The sequence below is a fragment of the Prescottella equi genome (assembly GCF_002094305.1).
GTDB lineage: Bacteria > Actinomycetota > Actinomycetes > Mycobacteriales > Mycobacteriaceae > Prescottella > Prescottella equi.
The window spans coordinates 40,293-56,724 of the sequence record NZ_LWTX01000001.1; the positions used below are offsets into that span (position 1 = coordinate 40,293).

14 protein-coding genes are annotated in these 16,432 nt (G+C 68.9%); 12 read left to right on the forward strand and 2 right to left on the reverse strand.

The window, feature by feature from the left end; all coding sequences use genetic code 11:
• The first annotated feature begins 122 nt into the window (after positions 1–122).
• The 10 genes from A6I89_RS00240 (at position 123) to A6I89_RS00285 (ending at position 12,361) form a co-directional block, all read left to right on the forward strand.
• Positions 123–4,118, forward strand: a complete 3,996-nt coding sequence (locus tag A6I89_RS00240) for a type VII secretion protein EccC (RefSeq protein WP_022597332.1) — start codon at positions 123–125, stop codon at positions 4,116–4,118.
• Entirely contained in the window at positions 4,115–5,512 is a 1,398-nt protein-coding gene (locus A6I89_RS00245) for a type VII secretion-associated protein (RefSeq protein WP_022597330.1), read from the forward strand. Before A6I89_RS00240 ends, A6I89_RS00245 begins: the two co-directional genes overlap by 4 nt.
• A gap of 182 nt (positions 5,513–5,694) precedes the next feature.
• On the forward strand, positions 5,695–6,009 hold the full coding sequence (locus tag A6I89_RS00250; RefSeq protein WP_005518419.1) for a WXG100 family type VII secretion target: 315 nt from the start codon (positions 5,695–5,697) through the stop codon (positions 6,007–6,009).
• Positions 6,010–6,049: 40 nt separating this feature from the next.
• A complete protein-coding gene (locus A6I89_RS00255) occupies positions 6,050–6,331 on the forward strand; it encodes a WXG100 family type VII secretion target (protein ID WP_005518421.1) in 282 nt (93 codons plus the stop codon).
• A gap of 165 nt (positions 6,332–6,496) precedes the next feature.
• Positions 6,497–7,738 (forward strand): ornithine--oxo-acid transaminase, encoded by a 1,242-nt coding sequence (rocD, locus tag A6I89_RS00260; RefSeq protein ID WP_013416879.1) that lies wholly within the window; start codon positions 6,497–6,499, stop codon positions 7,736–7,738.
• 186 nt (positions 7,739–7,924) lie between these two features.
• Entirely contained in the window at positions 7,925–8,368 is a 444-nt protein-coding gene (gene rplM / locus A6I89_RS00265) for a 50S ribosomal protein L13 (RefSeq protein WP_022597326.1), read from the forward strand.
• Entirely contained in the window at positions 8,365–8,871 is a 507-nt protein-coding gene (rpsI, locus tag A6I89_RS00270; protein ID WP_005518424.1) for a 30S ribosomal protein S9, read from the forward strand. Before rplM ends, rpsI begins: the two co-directional genes overlap by 4 nt.
• A gap of 142 nt (positions 8,872–9,013) precedes the next feature.
• Positions 9,014–10,351, forward strand: a complete 1,338-nt coding sequence (glmM, locus tag A6I89_RS00275) for a phosphoglucosamine mutase (protein ID WP_022597324.1) — start codon at positions 9,014–9,016, stop codon at positions 10,349–10,351.
• 73 nt (positions 10,352–10,424) lie between these two features.
• Positions 10,425–10,727: a hypothetical protein gene (locus tag A6I89_RS00280; RefSeq protein WP_022597322.1), complete on the forward strand. Its 303-nt coding sequence runs from the start codon at positions 10,425–10,427 to the stop codon at positions 10,725–10,727.
• Positions 10,727–12,361, forward strand: coding sequence for a hypothetical protein (locus A6I89_RS00285; protein WP_022597320.1), 1,635 nt, complete (start codon positions 10,727–10,729; stop codon positions 12,359–12,361). The genes A6I89_RS00280 and A6I89_RS00285 overlap by 1 nt, the downstream gene beginning before the upstream one ends.
• An 8-nt stretch (positions 12,362–12,369) precedes the next feature.
• Here A6I89_RS00285 and A6I89_RS00290 read toward each other — a convergent pair whose 3' ends face one another.
• The gene (locus A6I89_RS00290; protein ID WP_044991329.1) at positions 12,370–13,254 is read right to left on the reverse strand and encodes a dienelactone hydrolase family protein; all 885 of its coding nucleotides are present in this window, start codon (positions 13,252–13,254) and stop codon (positions 12,370–12,372) included.
• Positions 13,255–13,321: 67 nt separating this feature from the next.
• Between A6I89_RS00290 and glmS the strand changes: the two genes are divergently transcribed.
• Positions 13,322–15,184, forward strand: coding sequence for a glutamine--fructose-6-phosphate transaminase (isomerizing) (gene glmS, locus A6I89_RS00295; protein WP_005518432.1), 1,863 nt, complete (start codon positions 13,322–13,324; stop codon positions 15,182–15,184).
• Between the two features lie 24 nt (positions 15,185–15,208).
• Here glmS and A6I89_RS00300 read toward each other — a convergent pair whose 3' ends face one another.
• The gene (locus A6I89_RS00300) at positions 15,209–15,580 is read right to left on the reverse strand and encodes a cupredoxin domain-containing protein (RefSeq protein ID WP_037084976.1); all 372 of its coding nucleotides are present in this window, start codon (positions 15,578–15,580) and stop codon (positions 15,209–15,211) included.
• Between the two features lie 136 nt (positions 15,581–15,716).
• Here A6I89_RS00300 and A6I89_RS00305 point away from each other — a divergent pair, with 136 nt between their 5' ends.
• The gene (locus A6I89_RS00305; protein ID WP_237171827.1) at positions 15,717–16,430 is read left to right on the forward strand and encodes a VOC family protein; all 714 of its coding nucleotides are present in this window, start codon (positions 15,717–15,719) and stop codon (positions 16,428–16,430) included.
• Positions 16,431–16,432: the final 2 nt, after the last annotated feature.

Sequence of the window (16,432 nt, forward strand, 5' to 3'; positions counted from 1 at the left end):
CGCCACCTGTCGGGGTCGTGCGGTAGTTTCCTGTTCGCGAGTCCGGAGCCCGTGGGGGGTTACCCGGTGCGATGGAAGCGTCGCGCCGGGCGGGGGATGCGCAGTCTTCTAGGGGTGGAAGCATGGGCACTGTACGTTTCGTGCGCAAGGCGCGTCGGGAGTCGCCGCGCGCACCGGGCGGCGAGGTGAGTCTGCAGACGCCTCCCGAGATCCCCCGGGCCACCCCCGGCAACCTGATGACCAAGCTGCTTCCGCTGGTCATGGTCGCGGCGATGGTGGGAATGGTCGCCCTGATGTTCACGTCGGGGATGGCGGCGAGTCCGATGTCGCTGCTCTTCCCGGTGATGATGCTCGTGTCGACACTCGGCATGCTCGCCGGATCCGGACGGGGCGGGGGAGCGAAAGCCGGTGAGACCAACGAGGACCGCAAGGACTACCTGCGCTACCTCGACCAGTTGCGGCGCGACGCTCTCGACACGGGCAGACAACAGCGTGAGGCGCTCGAGTGGAGCCATCCCGATCCCGACATGCTCTGGACGCTGTCGGGCGCCTCGCGGATGTGGGAGCGCAGGATCGCCGACACGGACTTCTGCCACGTCCGGGTGGGCCGCGGCAGCCAGCGGCTTGCCACCCGTCTCATTCCGCCGGAGACGGGGCCGGTAGAGGATCTCGAACCCGTCTCGGCGGTCGCGCTCAGACGCTTCGTTCGGGCTCACTCGGTGGTCGCCGAGTTGCCGACCGCGGTGTCGCTGCGCGGATTCGCGGCGATCGGCATCGACGGGGACCGGGCGGCAGCGCGGGATCTCTCGCGCGCGATGCTGCTGCAGCTGTGCACGTTCCACGGTCCGGATCTGCTGCAGGTCGCCGTGGTGTGCGGACCCGACACCCGCAGCGAGTGGGACTGGGTGAAATGGCTTCCGCACGCGCAGCACTCCGACAGCGTCGACGGGCTCGGCCCGTCCCGCATGATCTACGGCTCCGTCCTGGAACTCGATGCCGCCCTGGGCGGGCAGCTGGCGATGCGCGGACGATTCTCCCGAACGGCGTCACCGGTGCAGGGAGTTCCGCAGGTCGTGGTCGTGGTCGACGGCGGCATCCTCGCGGGCGACATCGCGATGGTCACCGACGGTGGGCTCGACTCGGTGACCGTCCTCGACCTCAGCGGCTACTGCCCCCGACTGACGGCCACGCGTGGACTGCAATTGGTCGTACAGGACGGTGCGCTCGGAGCCCGCAGCGCCGCGGGCGTGGAGACCTTCGCGGTCGCGGACGCACTCACCGCGCGTGAGGCTCTGTCCGCCGCGCGACGCCTCGCGCCCTATCGGCTCGCGGCGGTCGCCGTGGCAGACGGGAGCGGTGACGGCGACGGTCCGGTCGCGGCCGGATGGAGTCGACTCCTCGGACTCGGCGACGTGGATCGATTCGATCCCGCCCGGGCTTGGACACCCCGTCAGGGACGGGACCGGCTCCGAGTGCCGATCGGCGTCGGCGTGGACGGCAGCCCTGTCGAACTCGACCTCAAGGAAGCTGCCCAGAACGGAATGGGTCCGCACGGACTGTGCATCGGCGCAACGGGTTCGGGCAAATCCGAGTTCCTGCGCACACTCGTGCTGGGCCTCCTCGCGACCCATTCGCCGGAGGCGCTGAACCTGGTTCTGGTCGACTTCAAGGGCGGCGCCACCTTCCTGGGGCTGGACAAGGCCCCACACGTCGCCGCGGTCATCACGAATCTCTCCGAGGAGATCGCGATGGTCGACCGGATGCGGGATGCGCTCGCGGGCGAGATGAATCGCCGGCAGGAGTTGCTGCGGGCGGCAGGCAATTTCGCGAACGTCACCGATTACGAGAAGGCCCGCGCCGCAGGTGCCGACCTGGCGCCGCTGCCCGCCCTGTTCATCGTGGTCGACGAGTTCTCCGAGTTGTTGAGTCAGCAACCCGAGTTCGCCGACCTCTTCGTTGCGATCGGTCGACTCGGGCGATCTCTGCAGATGCATCTGCTGCTCGCGAGTCAGCGACTCGAGGAGGGCAAGCTTCGCGGCCTGGACAGCCACCTGTCCTATCGAATCGGACTGAAGACGTTCTCGGCCAACGAATCACGCACCGTCCTGGGCGTCCCGGACGCCTACCATCTGCCGGCGACGCCGGGCGCCGGCTACCTGAAGTGCGACTCCGCGGAGATCGTGCGGTTCCAGGCGTCGTACGTGTCCGGGCCGTACGAGCGGGAGCGGACGCTCGGCACAACAGGCAGTGCGGCGCCGACCGAGGACCTCCGGCCCCGATTGTTCACCGCGGAACCTGTCGCGCTGCCTGCCTCCGACGCACCCGTCGTCCAGGCCATCCCGGACGCGCCGCCCGAGGCGGAATCCGACACGAGGTCGCTGCTCGAGGTGCTGGTCGACAGGATCCGGAACTGCGGTCCGGCCGCGCACGAGGTGTGGCTGCCGCCGCTCGACACTTCACCCACGCTCGACCGGTTGTTGCCGCACACCGAGTCCGGGCTTCCGGCTCCCGCCGCCGAGGCGCTGCGGGCGCCGATCGGCATCGTCGACCGTCCGTTCGATCAACGCCGCGACGTGCTGTTCGCCGATCTCGCCGGATCGACCGGCAATGTCGCGGTCGTCGGTGGACCGCAGTCGGGCAAGTCGACCATGCTGCGGACGCTGATCCTGTCGATGGCCGCGACGCATTCGCCGCGCGAGGTTCAGTTCTACTGCCTCGATTTCGGTGGTGGCACCCTCGCCGGGCTGTCCGGGCTGCCGCACGTCGGGTCCGTGGCGAACCGTCTCGACGTGGACCTCGTGCGGCGCACGGTCGCCGAGATCGCGACCGTGGTCCGCAGACGTGAACGCCGGTTCCGCGAACTGGGTATCGAGTCGATGGCGGAGTTCCGCCGTCGACGCAGGGACGGCAGTGACGGTCCGGACGGGCTCTCCCGGGATCCGTTCGGGGACGTCTTTCTGGTCGTGGACGGCTGGCCGAGTATCCGCCAGGACTTCGAGGCGCTCGAGGCGCAGATCGCCGCGCTCGCCGGGCAGGGGCTCTCGTTCGGAGTCCACGTCGTACTGGCGACGCCGCGGTGGGCCGACATCAGGCCGGCGCTCAAGGATCAGCTCGGCACGAGGATCGAACTGCGTCTGGGAGATCCGACGGACTCCGACATCGGGCGGGCGAAGGCGATGCTGGTTCCCGCGGGACGCCCGGGACGCGGCATGACGCGCGACGGGCTGCATCTGCTGGCGGCGCTACCGCGACTGGACGGTGTGGCCCGGAGCGAGGACCTCGGCGTGGGCGTTGCCGACGCGGTGGCGCGGATCGAGGCGCTGCATCCCGGTGAGTCGGCTCCGCCCGTCCGCATGCTGCCGGAACGGGTTCCGCGTACCGATCTGCTGTCGGCGTCGGCCGGGCGCTGGCCCGAGGAGGGGCCGTGCCTGTCCGTTCCGATCGGCATCGACGAGGCGGAACTCGCTCCCGTACGTCTCGACCTCTCCGAGCAACCACATTTCCTGGTGTTCGGCGACAGCTCGTGCGGCAAGACGACGTTGTTGCGCGGAATCTGCCTCGGACTGATGGAATCGAACACTCCGCAGCAGGCGAAGCTGATCATCGGCGACTATCGCCGAACGTTGCTCGGCGTCGTGGAAGGCGATCACCTCGCGGGATACGCGGCTTCCGAAACGACTTTCACCACGATGATGAACGACCTCGCCGGAATCCTCGCGAGCCGGATGCCGGGCCCGGACACCACGCAGCAACAGTTGCGTGAACGGTCGTGGTGGTCGGGTCCGGAGATCTACGTCGTGGTGGACGACTACGACCTCGTGGCTACGTCCAGCGGGAATCCGCTCACGCCGCTGATCGATTACCTCGCGCACGCCAAGGACCTCGGTTTGCACGTGATCATCGCGCGTCGATCCGGCGGTGCGTCCCGGGCACTGTACGAACCTGTCATTGCCCGGATCCGAGACCTGATACCCGCCGGCCTCGTCATGAGCGGGAACCGCGACGAAGGCAACCTCGTCGGAGCGGTTCGTCCGTCCGAGATGCCACCCGGTCGCGGCACCTTCGTGACCCGCCGCGGAACCTCGCTCGTCCAGGTCGCATGGTTGCCCCCGTTGTGACGTCACGGTCCGTCGTGGTCCACCTCGGCGTCGACACCGTGTGGGTCGGGACGGCCACCGGCGTCGACGCGTCTGCGGACGAGGAGCTGCGCGAGTGCGTGGATGCGATCGACGACGAGTTCGTCGACTCGGCACAACACGTTCGGCCGACCGTCGAGGCGCTCGCATCCGTGATCGCGCGGGCTGTCAGGAAGGTCTCGGAGCGAGACGGATTCGTCGACGTGATGACGATTCTCCATCCGTCGCACTGGGGACGGACCCGTCGTGGCGTGCTCGGCGCCGCTGCGCGACGATCCGCGAACGAGGTGGAGACCCTGCCGATCGCGCTCGCGGTTCCCGCGCCGACCAGTTCGGGGGCATGGATCGTCGTCGAGTGTGCCGAGACGACCACCACCGCCGTTGCCGTTCGCCCGGGCCCACAGGGCACGTCTGAGATCACGGCCTGCGCGTTCGCGCCGAGCACCGGAGTGCTCGATCTCGAACCCGGGGCCGATGCCAGTGCCAGTGCCGGTGCCAGTGCCAGCGCCGGTACCGACGCCGCTCCCGATACCGGAATCGAGGTCGGTTCGGCGTGGATCGCGGTGGTGAACGAACTGATCGACGAGGTGAGTGGGGACGAGGGCGCCGGGCCCGTGTGCGTCGTCGGCCCATCCGCCGAGACGGTCGCCCGTCTGCTGTCGACCGACGCCGGCCGCGACGTGCGGGTGGTGCCGGAACCAGCGCTCGTCGCCTGCCGCACCGCGTCCTCCCAGTCGGGTGCAGGTTCAGGTTCTGGCTCAGATGCGTCCGAGCCGGCACGGCGATCGTGGGTCGATCAGGTGCCGCGTCCGGAGCCGGTGCGCCCGACCGGTAGGTCCGTCGTCATCGGGGCGTCACTCGCGGCGGTGGCACTGCTGCTCGCGGTGGGGTCGATGCTCGCCGTGCGGTACACACGCGGATCGGAGTCTCAACCCGCCGCCGCGCCTCTGCAGCGCGTCGAGATCGGCAGGGCGAGTACCGAACTGCCCGATTCGTGGCAGATTCGGGGTGACCGATCCGGCCGGCTGGACCTGGTGCCGGACGACGGCCGCGACGGCCGGATCGTGGTGTTGCCCACCGAACTCGCCGTCGGCTCCGCCTGGGATTCGGTGGTGCGCGGGCTCGAACGCAAGATCGGCGAGCGTGGGGCCGCGGGACCATTCTCCGATTTCGCCGCGGACGTCGAGTTCGGCGGGCGGCGGTCCGCCGCGTACGTCGAGGCACCCGCCGACGGATCGCGGGTGCGTTGGTACGTGCTGTTGGAAGACGACGTGCAGGTGAGCGTGGGTTGTCAGTACCGCGATGCCGGGTGGGAGGCGATCGCCGACGATTGCGAGCAGGCGGTTCGCGCCGTGACGGTCGCTTCCGCGCGGTGAATCCGTGTCCGGCGAAGGCGTTCGAAAAAGTCTCGGGACGAATGGAACCGAATTCACCTGTCGCTGCGTCGAACCATATGTAGGCGCGAACTGGTAGAGGCCGAGGCCGGCTGTGGTTGTTTCACGGGGGGCTGACCCGGGCCGGGGCGCGGAAACGCGAAAACGATTCCGAAGGAGTCAGAGTGAGCGATCAGATGAAGACCACAGTCTCGACCATGGAGGACACGTCGCGTCGCGTCGGCGACGTGCGCGAGGAGATCGCCGGGCTCCTCGGGAACCTCCGGTCGGAGGTGGACGGGATTCGCGGGGCATGGGAGGGGTCGGCAGCGATCGCGTTCCACAGCCTCATGGAGCGCTGGGACGGCAGCGCCAAGAAGCTCAACGATGCGCTCCAGGCGATCGGCGAGAACATCAAGTCCAACAGCGTCACGTTCGATACGACGCAGCAGGACCACACGGCGTCGCTCAACAACGTCGCCGGCAGCCTGAACATCTGATTTCGATCCCCGGATCACAGTCACAGAGGAGCAGCAGCACATGATGCGTTATTCGTTCGGCCAGATCGAGGCGCTCCAGCTTCGAATCGACGCCCTCCAGAAGGAGATGAACGGGAAGCTGGGCGATCTCAAGAGTTCGATCGCCCCGATGGTCGCGGAGTGGGACGGCGCTGCGTCCGCCGCGTACCAGGAGCACCAGGCCAAGTGGGACGCGGCCGCCGACGAGCTCAACCAGATCCTCGACGCCGTGGGCCGTGTCGTCGGCCAGGGCAACGCGGACATGCAGCAGGTGAACACCGCCGCTGCCAACAGCTGGGCGTAGCCTCCGCACTACGCCTGAATCGTGTGCCCCGACGTAGGAGAGACGTCGGGGCACACGTGCGTACCCGGCATTTTCCGTCGAGAACCATTGTCGCCGTAGCCCGGTCGGCGGATACTGACGTGATCCGAATGCGGTGGCGCGTCGCGCCGGACCGGGAGGCGGATCATGACGGTAGGACGAGAGACCGAAGCCGGGCTGGTACCGGTGACCGAGGAGACACGCGCCGCGCTCGCCCGAGCCGACGCGCACAGCGCCCACAACTACAGCCCCCTCCCGGTGGTGATCGAATCCGGTTCCGGCGCCTGGGTGCGGGGCATCGACGGTGTCGACTACCTCGACGTACTGGCGGGGTATTCGGCGTTGAACTTCGGGCACGCGCACCCCGCTCTCGTCGCGGTGGCCCGCGAGCAGCTCGGTCGCCTCACCCTCACCAGTCGCGCGTTCCAGCACGATCGGTTCGCCGACTTCTGCTCCGACGTCGCGCGGCTGTGCCGGAAGGACGCGGTGTTGCCCATGAACACCGGCGCGGAGGCCGTCGAGACGGCGCTCAAGCTCGCGCGTAAGTGGGGTTACGAAGTCAAGGGCGTCGAGCACGATCGTGCGGAGATCATCACGTTCCGCGGCAACTTCCACGGCCGCACCATCGGAATCGTCGGATTCTCGACCGATCCCGACGCACGCGACGGATTCGGCCCCTTCCCTTTGGGGTTCCCCTCGGTCGAGTACGGCAACAGCGTCGCGCTGGCGGACGCGATCACCGAGAACACCGTCGCGGTCCTCGTGGAGCCGATCCAGGGCGAGGCCGGAGTCCTGGTTCCACCCGACGGCTTCCTGGCCGCGGTCCGGAAGCTGTGCGACGAACACCGCCTGCTGATGATCGCCGACGAGATCCAGAGCGGTCTCGGGCGAACGGGGCTCACGTTCGCGTGCGATCACGAATCGGTCGTGCCGGACGTCTACGTGCTCGGCAAGGCACTCGGTGGTGGGCTCGTGCCGGTGTCGGCGGTCGTCGCGAACCGGGACGTCATGGGGGTGATCCGTCCGGGTCAGCACGGCAGCACGTTCGGCGGCAACGCCCTCGCGTGCGCGGTCGGCAGCGCGGTGGTGCGACTGCTCGAGACGGGGGAGTACCAGCAGCGCAGCCGCGAGCTGGGGGAGTACCTGCACCGGTTGCTGTCGGCGTTGCCCGCGGACCGGGTGTCCGAGGTGCGAGGACGCGGACTGTGGGCGGGTGTGCAGTTGGCGCCCGGGCAGCCGTCCGCGCGAGTGATCTGCGAGCGTCTGCTGGCCCGGCGTGTGCTGGCGAAGGATGCGCACGAGGGAACGATTCGGATCGCGCCGCCCCTGGTCGTCTCTCGGGCCGACCTCACCTGGGCGGTGGACCGGCTGGCCGATGCGCTCGGCTGACGCGAGGGCTTTTTGACCCTGCCGGTCCCGAGCCGGTAGTCTTCTACGTCGGCGTGTCATCTCTCGCTGCGCATCCGTGTGCGGAGAGAAATGGTCCCCGGGTCTCAACTGGCCGCCGAGGACCACCCGTGCCTTTGCGCGAGGCACGCCAGGCCAGCAGCAGAAACGAACAGACGAGGAAGTTCTGTGCCTACGTATTCCCCGAAGGCCGGAGACGTGACCCGTACCTGGCACGTCATCGACGCCACTGACGTGGTGCTCGGTCGCCTTGCCGTGCAGGCAGCCAACCTGCTCCGCGGCAAGCACAAGCCCACCTTTGCACCCCACGTTGACGGCGGCGACTTCGTCGTCATCATCAACGCCGACAAGGTTGCCATCAGCGGCAACAAGCGTACGGACAAGTTCCTGTACCACCACTCCGGACATCCGGGTGGCCTGAAGTCCCGTTCGGTCGGCGAGGTTCTCGAGAAGAACCCGGATCGCCTCGTGGAGAAGGCCGTCACCGGCATGCTCCCCAAGAACAAGCTGGGCCGCGCCATCGCGGGCAAGCTGAAGGTCTACGCAGGCCCGACTCATCCCCACGCCGCGCAGCAGCCGGTTCCGTTCGAGATCAAGCAGGTCGCCCAGTGAGCAACGAAGACTTCAACGAGGCCGTCGAGGTCGCGGCTGACGAGATCACCGAGTACACCTCGGAGTCCGAGGCCGCCGAGGTCTACGAGGCTGCTCCGCAGGCTCCGATCGTGATCGATCGCCCGGTCCAGACCGTCGGTCGTCGCAAGGAGGCGGTCGTCCGCGTCCGCCTGACCCCCGGCACCGGTGAGTTCAAGCTCAACGGCCGCACCCTCGAGGACTACTTCCCGAACAAGGTGCACCAGCAGCTGATCAAGGCTCCGCTGGTTCTGGTCGAGCGCGCCGAGTCGTTCGACATCACCGCACTGCTGACCGGTGGCGGCCCCTCGGGTCAGGCCGGCGCGCTGCGTCTCGCCATCTCCCGTGCCCTGATCGAGGTCACCGCCGAGGATCGCCCCGCGCTCAAGCGCGCCGGCTTCCTGACGCGTGACGCTCGCGCGGTCGAGCGCAAGAAGTACGGCCTGAAGAAGGCCCGCAAGGCATCTCAGTACTCCAAGCGCTGATGTGTCGCCGGAGCCGGCATTCGTGCCGGCTCCGGCACCTGTTCTTCCACGAGAGCAGGCGTTCGAAGAGCTCATTCGCTTCCGGACGCCTGCTTTCGTGTTTCACCTGAATGCTCGCCGGGATCTGGAGGGGTCGGAATCTATGGGTCGTATGTTCGGCACGGACGGTGTGCGGGGCTTGGCGAACGCCGAGTTGACCGCCGAGTTGGCGTTGAAGGTTGCCGCCGCAGCAGCGGAGGTTCTCGCGCCCCCCGGACCGGCGTCGGAGCGACCTGTCGCGGTCGTCGGCCGCGACCCGCGCGCCAGCGGTGAAATGCTCGAGGCCGCGGTCACCGCCGGACTCACCGCAGCCGGTGTCGACGTCGTGCTCGTCGGAATCCTCCCGACGCCGGCCGTTGCGTACCTGACCGGTGAATACGGCGCCGCGCTCGGGGTGATGATCTCGGCGTCGCACAACCCGATGCCCGACAACGGCATCAAGATCTTCGCTGCCGGCGGCCACAAACTCGACGACGAGATCGAGGACCGGATCGAGGCCGCGATCGCTGCCGGGCCCCGCCGTCGGCCCATCGGCGCCGGTATCGGCCGCGTCGACGTAGCGTTCGACGCCACCAGTCGGTACCTCGCCCATCTCGCCAATGCGCTCGACATCCGCCTCGACGGACTGACCGTGGTCGTCGACTGCGCGCACGGCGCCGCATCGACGGTCGCCCCCGAGGCGTACCGCGCCGCCGGCGCGACGGTGATCGTGATCAACGGTGAACCCGACGGTGTGAACATCAACGACGGCTGTGGTTCGACCCACCTGGAGGGGCTGCAGCGGGCAGTCGTCGAACACGGTGCCGACCTCGGCCTGGCCCACGACGGCGATGCCGACCGCTGCCTGGCCGTCGACGCGTCGGGGGCCGTCGTCGACGGTGACGCGATCATGACCGTCTTGGCGATCGGCATGCACGAATCCGGCGAACTCGTGCGGAACACTCTCGTCGCCACCGTCATGAGCAACCTCGGTCTGCACATCGCGATGCGTGAGGCCGGAATCGAGTTGCGGACCACCGCGGTCGGCGATCGCTACGTGCTCGAGGAACTGCGCGCGGGGGGTTTCAGCCTCGGCGGCGAGCAGTCGGGGCACGTCGTGCTCCCGGGCCACGGAACCACGGGGGACGGCGTCCTGACCGGTCTGCGGTTGATGGGACGGATGGCGAGCACGGGTGAGCCCCTCGCAGCGCTCGCGGGGGCGATGACCTCGCTGCCTCAGGTTCTGATCAATGTCCGGGTCGCGGACAAGGCTGCCGTCGCCGCCGCCCCGCAGGTGCTGTCGGCGATCGAGACTGCCGAGACCGAACTCGGTGACACGGGCCGGGTGCTGTTGCGTCCGTCCGGCACCGAGCAGCTGGTGCGGGTCATGGTCGAGGCCGCGGATCTGGATGTGGCGCAGAGGATCGCGGAGACCCTCGCGGGGCACGTGGCGTCGGTCTGACGGAACCGTACGGCCACCTCCTGCGTCGAACTGGGCATAAGAGTCCAGATCGACAGCGCGGAAGGTGGAACCGATGGCAGACGTGGTCTCGATCGACGTCGCGAGGGTACGGGCAGCGGCTCGGTCGCTGCAGGCGAGTGCGGAGGGATCCAGCGGTCTCGTCTGGCAGGTAGGCCAGTGCCGGTTCGTCAACGGTCTGGGTGATCCGGGCAGGGAACGCGCGATCCGTGAGGGCTACCTGCGGCTTGCCCGGGCGATCGGCGCGTTCTCGACGGGGTCGTCGGCCCTTGCGCGAGGACTCGTCGAAACGGTCGACGCCTACGACGGCCGGGACACCGCGAACGCCGGCAACGTCGTGTCGCTCGGGGCGCTGTGATGGAAGCCCTGTCGAGGGCCGCCGCTGACGGGCTGCAGTTCTTCGCGACCTTCGTTCCCCGGGCGGCTTTCGTGGCCGAGCGGGCGGGCACAGGGGACACGTTCCCGGCCTACGACGAGATCGAGGCACGCTACTTCGAGCAGAACGACATCCGACTCGACGCCCTGGCCGCCGACATCGATGTCGTGACACGGGTGGCGGCAGACATCGACCAGCGGTGCGACGACCAGGAGCGGGTGCGTACCGCCGTCGCCGAGGCATGGCAGGGGCACACGTCCGATGCCGTCGACGCGCATTTCGCCGGACACCTCGAGCGGGCGGCCCGCCTGCAGCAGGACCTGGCCGATTTGCGATGTGCGCTGGCCGAGGCCGACCGTGTGCTGCGGGAAGCGGCTGCACGCAAGGCGGAGTGGGTCGCGAGTCTCGACCCGACTCGTGCCTGCGGCCGCACCGTCGCGGAGGTCGACCGAATCGTCGAGAACGCCGCGAGCTTCGGCACGGCGGCGGACGATGCCGCGAACTGGGCGGTGGAAGTGTTCCTCGCCCGGATCCGCGACACCACAGCGGAATTCGTCGACCTGTGCGATGCCACGGAATCCACGGTCGACGCGGTGTTCCGGAACCTCGACGCTGCATTCTGCGCTGTCGACGACAGCGCGTTCCGGGCGCCGGCGGGATTCGAAGAGATCTGTACCGGCATCGCGGCGCCTGCGCCACAGCCGTGCCCGCAGCCGTCGTCGACACCCACCACGACCCCGGCGTGCGCCACAGTCTCCGAGCCCTCTACGCCCTCCGTGCCATCGCCCACCAGTAGTCTGGCCGGCCTGACGTGCGCCGGGACGGGAGTCGCCGCAGCCCGGACGGCCGGAACGGCGCCGACTGCACCTGCCGGCGTCCTGCCGTCGATGCCCACTCCCGGCGTCACGATCAGAGCGGCCGAGACGGGGGTATCGGTCGGAACGGGCGGCTCGCTCGCGATCGACGGCGCGGTCCGTGCTGCGGGTGCGATCGTCGGCGCGGTGGCCGAGATGGCACTCGGCATCGTGGGTGACGTGGTGGTCGAGCTGTCGGAGTCGGTATGCGAGACCGGGAGTGTCCCGGAGCCGGGCCCGGAGCGACAGGACGGGTGCGGGTGCGATTGCGAGTGCAGTTGCGGCACCGGGACACCCGAACCCGAACCGCCTGCGCCGGCACCGGAACCAGGGCCGACGACCTCGGAACCAGCGTCGACGAGTCCGGAGCCGGCACCGGAACCTCAGTGTCCCGAACCCACGGCTGCTGCTCCTGCCGAGACGGTCGCTGAGCCGGCACCGGAGCCGGAATGCGAACCCGAGCCGGAATGCGAACCCGAACCCGAGCCGCCCGCGCCGGCCGCCTACTGCGTACCGGGGCCGGAACAGTCGGGGCCCGAACCGTCGGCCCCCGAACAGGCGGCCCCGGAACAGGCGGCAGGGCAATCCGACTCCGGCGGGACCGTTCCTGGAGCGGGATCCAATCCGGTCCGCGGCAGCAGGACACCGGCACCGGCGCCCGTCGTCGCCGGCGCCGTCGAACCGACCCTCGCCGAGGTGGGCCCACCGGCCCCCGAAGGCGATGATCAGGGAGTCGCGCTCGCCGAGGCCGGCGCGATGTGAGGCCGGGATCAGCCGCCGAGCAGTCGTCCGGCCTGGGTGCCCGCGCGGTGCGCGGCGAGTTCACGCGGATCGAGAGGGTGACCGTCGTGCTCGGCGTCCTCGCGGACGGCGGGATGCGTGCCGGGGAAGTGGGCGTCGGTGTCGGCGAACGCGGAGTACGCCTTGTCGCCGGTGAGCCGGTGCAGCAGGAAGCCGGTCAGCATGGCGCGCGTCACGCGCTGCGTCCGCCGCTCCGATCCGCCGACTCCGAGGAAACCGAGCAGGCGGCGCCCCTCGACGAGTCCGGAGTCGGATGCCTTGTCGACGACGCGCAGCAGCGTCGATCCTCGCCAGGCGTCGTCGAGAGCGAGGGCGTCGCTGTTCAGGGAGTCGACGTCCTTCGCGCCGGCGAGGATCAGTCCCGCGGCGGAGACCCGGCCCGCGGCGACCGCCGAGGACGGTGCCGTCGGCGAGGGGAACAGCGCGGCGACGGCCTTGATCGTCGTGTGCTGCGCCGCCGCGAGGACGGCGGCCCCGGCCCCCATGCCGTGCCCGGCGACGGCGAGGCGTTCCGGTTGCACGCTGATCCGGCCGGAGCCCAGCCGGACACCGGTGCAGATGTCGAGGGCTGTGACGAGATCGGCGGCGAGTCCGAGATGTGAGGGAACCGGCCCACGTTCGGTGCCCGGTGCGGCGACGACGATTCCCCACGACGCGAGGTGTTCGAAGGTGCCGGCGTAGTTGTCGGGACCCACCATCCAGTCGTGACCGAAGGCGACGGCGGGCAGGTTGAATCCCTCGGCGGGTGTGTAGACGACGCCGGGCTGTCCTGCGAGCGCGAGGTCGCCGCGCAGCACCTTGTGCGGGCCACGCTTGGACAGCTTGGATACCAGGGATTTAGGTGTCTGCGCCACGGGTGTGACGTTATCCGATCGCAGACCGAGTTCGCTCCACACGGTCGCCCAAGTACCCTGGTGAACCATGTGCGGAATCGTGGGGTACGTAGGCCACCGCCAGGCTCTGGATGTCGTGGAGAAGGCGTTGCAGCGGATGGAATACCGCGGCTACGACTCCGCCGGCGTCGCGATCCTGGACGGCAAGGGGGGCTTGGCGACCGAGCGCAAGGCAGGACGTCTCGACAATCTGAAGGCAGAGCTCGACGAGATCGGACGGGACTCGTTCGTCGGCACTACCGGCATGGGACACACGCGGTGGGCGACGCACGGCAAGCCCACCGACCGCAATGCGCATCCGCATCGGGATGCCAGCGGTCGGTTCGCCGTCGTGCACAACGGCATCATCGAGAACTTCGCTCCTTTGCGCGGTGAACTCGAGGCCGCGGGCGTCGATCTGCTCAGTGACACCGACTCCGAGGTTGCCGTCCATCTCGTCGCCAAGGCGTACGAGTCGGGGCCCACCGCGGGTGACTTCCTGCAGAGCGCGCTGGCGGTGCTGCGCCGGCTCGAGGGTGCGTTCACGCTGGTGTTCACGCACGCCGACCACCCCGACATGATCATTGCGGCGCGTCGGTCGACTCCGCTCGTCGTCGGTGTCGGCGACGGCGAGACCTTCGTCGGCTCCGACGTCGCGGCGTTCATCGAGCACACCCGGGACGCGGTCGAGCTCGGCCAGGACCAGGTGGTGGTGATCACCGCGGACGGCTACTCGATCAGCGACTTCGCGGGCAACGAGCAGCAGGGCCGTCCCTTCCGGATCGACTGGGACCTGCAGGCCGCCGAGAAGGGTGGCCACGACTACTTCATGCTCAAGGAGATCCAGGAGCAGCCGCAGGCCGTCGCCGACACCCTGCGTGGCCACTTCGTCGATCGCACGATCGTGCTCGACGAGCAGCGGCTGTCCGATCAGGAACTGCGCGACGTCGACAAGGTGTTCGTCGTGGCGTGCGGTAGCGCGTACCACTCGGGTCTGCTCGCGAAGTACGCGATCGAACACTGGACGCGGCTTCCCGTCGAGGTCGAGCTCGCGAGCGAGTTCCGCTACCGCGACCCGGTGCTGGATCGCTCCACGCTCGTCGTCGCGATCTCGCAGTCGGGTGAGACGGCGGACACGCTCGAGGCCGTCAAGCACGCGAAGGACCAGAAGGCCCGGGTGCTGGCGGTCTGCAACACCAACGGTGCGCAGATTCCCCGCGAGGCCGACGCCGTCCTCTACACGCGGGCCGGTCCGGAGATCGCCGTGGCCTCCACCAAGGCCTTCCTCGCCCAGGTGACCGCGAACTACCTGGTGGGGCTGGCGTTGGCGCAGGCGCGCGGCACGAAGTACCCGGACGAGGTGGCCCGGGAGTACGCCGATCTCGCGGCGATGCCGGGCCTGGTGTCCCGTGTCCTCGAGACGGTCGAGCCGGTGCGTGCGCTGGCCCGGCAGTTCGCGGACTCGTCGGCGGTGCTGTTCCTGGGCCGCCACGTGGGCTACCCGGTGGCGCTCGAGGGTGCGCTCAAGCTCAAGGAGTTGGCGTACATGCACGCGGAGGGCTTCGCGGCCGGTGAGCTCAAGCACGGCCCGATCGCGTTGATCGAGGAGGGCCTGCCGGTCATCGTCGTGATGCCGTCGCCGAAGGGGCGTGCGGTGCTGCACTCGAAGCTGGTGTCGAACATCCAGGAGATCAAGGCGCGCGGCGCGACGACGATCGTCATCGCGGAGGAGGGCGACGAGGCGGTGCGGGCGCATGCCGACCATCTCATCGAGATCCCGGCGGCGCCGACGCTGCTGCAGCCGCTGCTGTCCACGATTCCGCTGCAGGTTTTCGCGGCGGAGGTCGCGGTCGCCCGCGGGCTGGACGTGGACAAGCCGCGCAACCTCGCGAAGTCCGTCACCGTCGAATAGTCCGACGCCTGCTCGGTGTGGTCGTCAGACCACCACGACCACACCGAGCATGTCCGGGTGCAGAGAGCACGTGTAGTCGTACGTCCCCGGCTCGGTGAACGTGAACTGCCACGTGCCGGTCTTCAGCAGCGGGCTGCGCAGGACGGACTCGGCGCTTCCCAGTCCGACGACGTCGTGCGGGACGCCGCGGTCGTCGAACACCCAGGTCACGGTCTGGCCGGCCTGGATCGTGATCGACGCGGGCGAGTAGGTCATGTTCTTCACCTCGACGGTGAGTGCTTTGTCCGTGCCGCCCGGAAGGTCTGCCGGAGCATCGCCTCCCGCGTCGGAGCTGCACCCGGAAAGGGTTGCAGCCAAAGCGATTCCGATGGCCATCGCGGTTGCCCGTGCTTTCATGCAATTCAGCGTAGTCTGACGGCGAGTGTGTCCTCCCACACCTGTACCGACCTCGAATCGCACGAGGAGTTGCCATGCCTGCCCGTGAATCCGCGCCGCTCGGCGCCCTTGCTGGATCGACCTGCAGTCGTCCGACATCGACCGCGCCACCGCCTTCTACGACGCTCTCTTCGGATGGACCCACGAGGGGTCTTCCGAGGAGTACGGCGGCTACGTGATGTTCCTCGCCGGCGGGAAGCCGGTGGCCGGAGCGATGCCCGGGCAGGCCGGGAACCCGTACGTGGACGTGTGGACGACCTACCTGGCAACGGCCGATGCGGACGCGACCGCCGAGGCCGTTTCGAAGGCCGGTGGCCAGGTGATGATGGAGCCGATGACGGTTCCGCGGCAGGGGCGGATGGCGATGTTCCGGGACGCGTCGGGTGGCGTCGTGGGTGTGTGGCAGCCGGGCGAACACAAGGGTTTCGGGATGATCGGCGAGTCCAACACGCCCGCGTGGTTCGAGTTGGTCAGCAAGGACTACGACGCCGCGCTGCCCTTCTATCGGGACGTGTTCGGATGGGATCTGGCCACCCTGAGCGACAGCGACGAATTCCGCTACTCGACAGGCCGATTCGACGGTGAGGACCTGGCGGGGATCTTCGATGCGAGCAAGGCGCTGCCGCCCGAGGTGCCGTCGCACTGGCAGATGTTCGTGCAGGTCGACGACACCGATGCCGCGATCGCGCGGGTCGTCGACCTCGGCGGTGAGGTCCTCACCCAGCCGTGGGACACCGAGTACGGCCGGATGGCGCAGGTGGCCGATCCGAACGGTGCCCGGTTCATGATCTCCGGCCCGGTGGCGGCCTGACG

Excerpts from the sequence above, each read along its gene's own strand:
- A6I89_RS00240 (WP_022597332.1), top strand. The coding sequence starts at position 123 with ATGGGCACTGTACGTTTCGTGCGCAAGGCGCGTCGGGAGTCGCCGCGC.
- A6I89_RS00255 (WP_005518421.1), top strand. The coding sequence starts at position 6,050 with ATGATGCGTTATTCGTTCGGCCAGATCGAGGCGCTCCAGCTTCGAATC.
- rocD (WP_013416879.1), top strand. The coding sequence starts at position 6,497 with ATGACGGTAGGACGAGAGACCGAAGCCGGGCTGGTACCGGTGACCGAG.
- glmM (WP_022597324.1), top strand. The coding sequence starts at position 9,014 with ATGGGTCGTATGTTCGGCACGGACGGTGTGCGGGGCTTGGCGAACGCC.
- A6I89_RS00280 (WP_022597322.1), top strand. The coding sequence starts at position 10,425 with ATGGCAGACGTGGTCTCGATCGACGTCGCGAGGGTACGGGCAGCGGCT.
- A6I89_RS00285 (WP_022597320.1), top strand. The coding sequence starts at position 10,727 with ATGGAAGCCCTGTCGAGGGCCGCCGCTGACGGGCTGCAGTTCTTCGCG.
- glmS (WP_005518432.1), top strand. The coding sequence starts at position 13,322 with ATGTGCGGAATCGTGGGGTACGTAGGCCACCGCCAGGCTCTGGATGTC.
- A6I89_RS00300 (WP_037084976.1), bottom strand. The coding sequence starts at position 15,580 with ATGAAAGCACGGGCAACCGCGATGGCCATCGGAATCGCTTTGGCTGCA.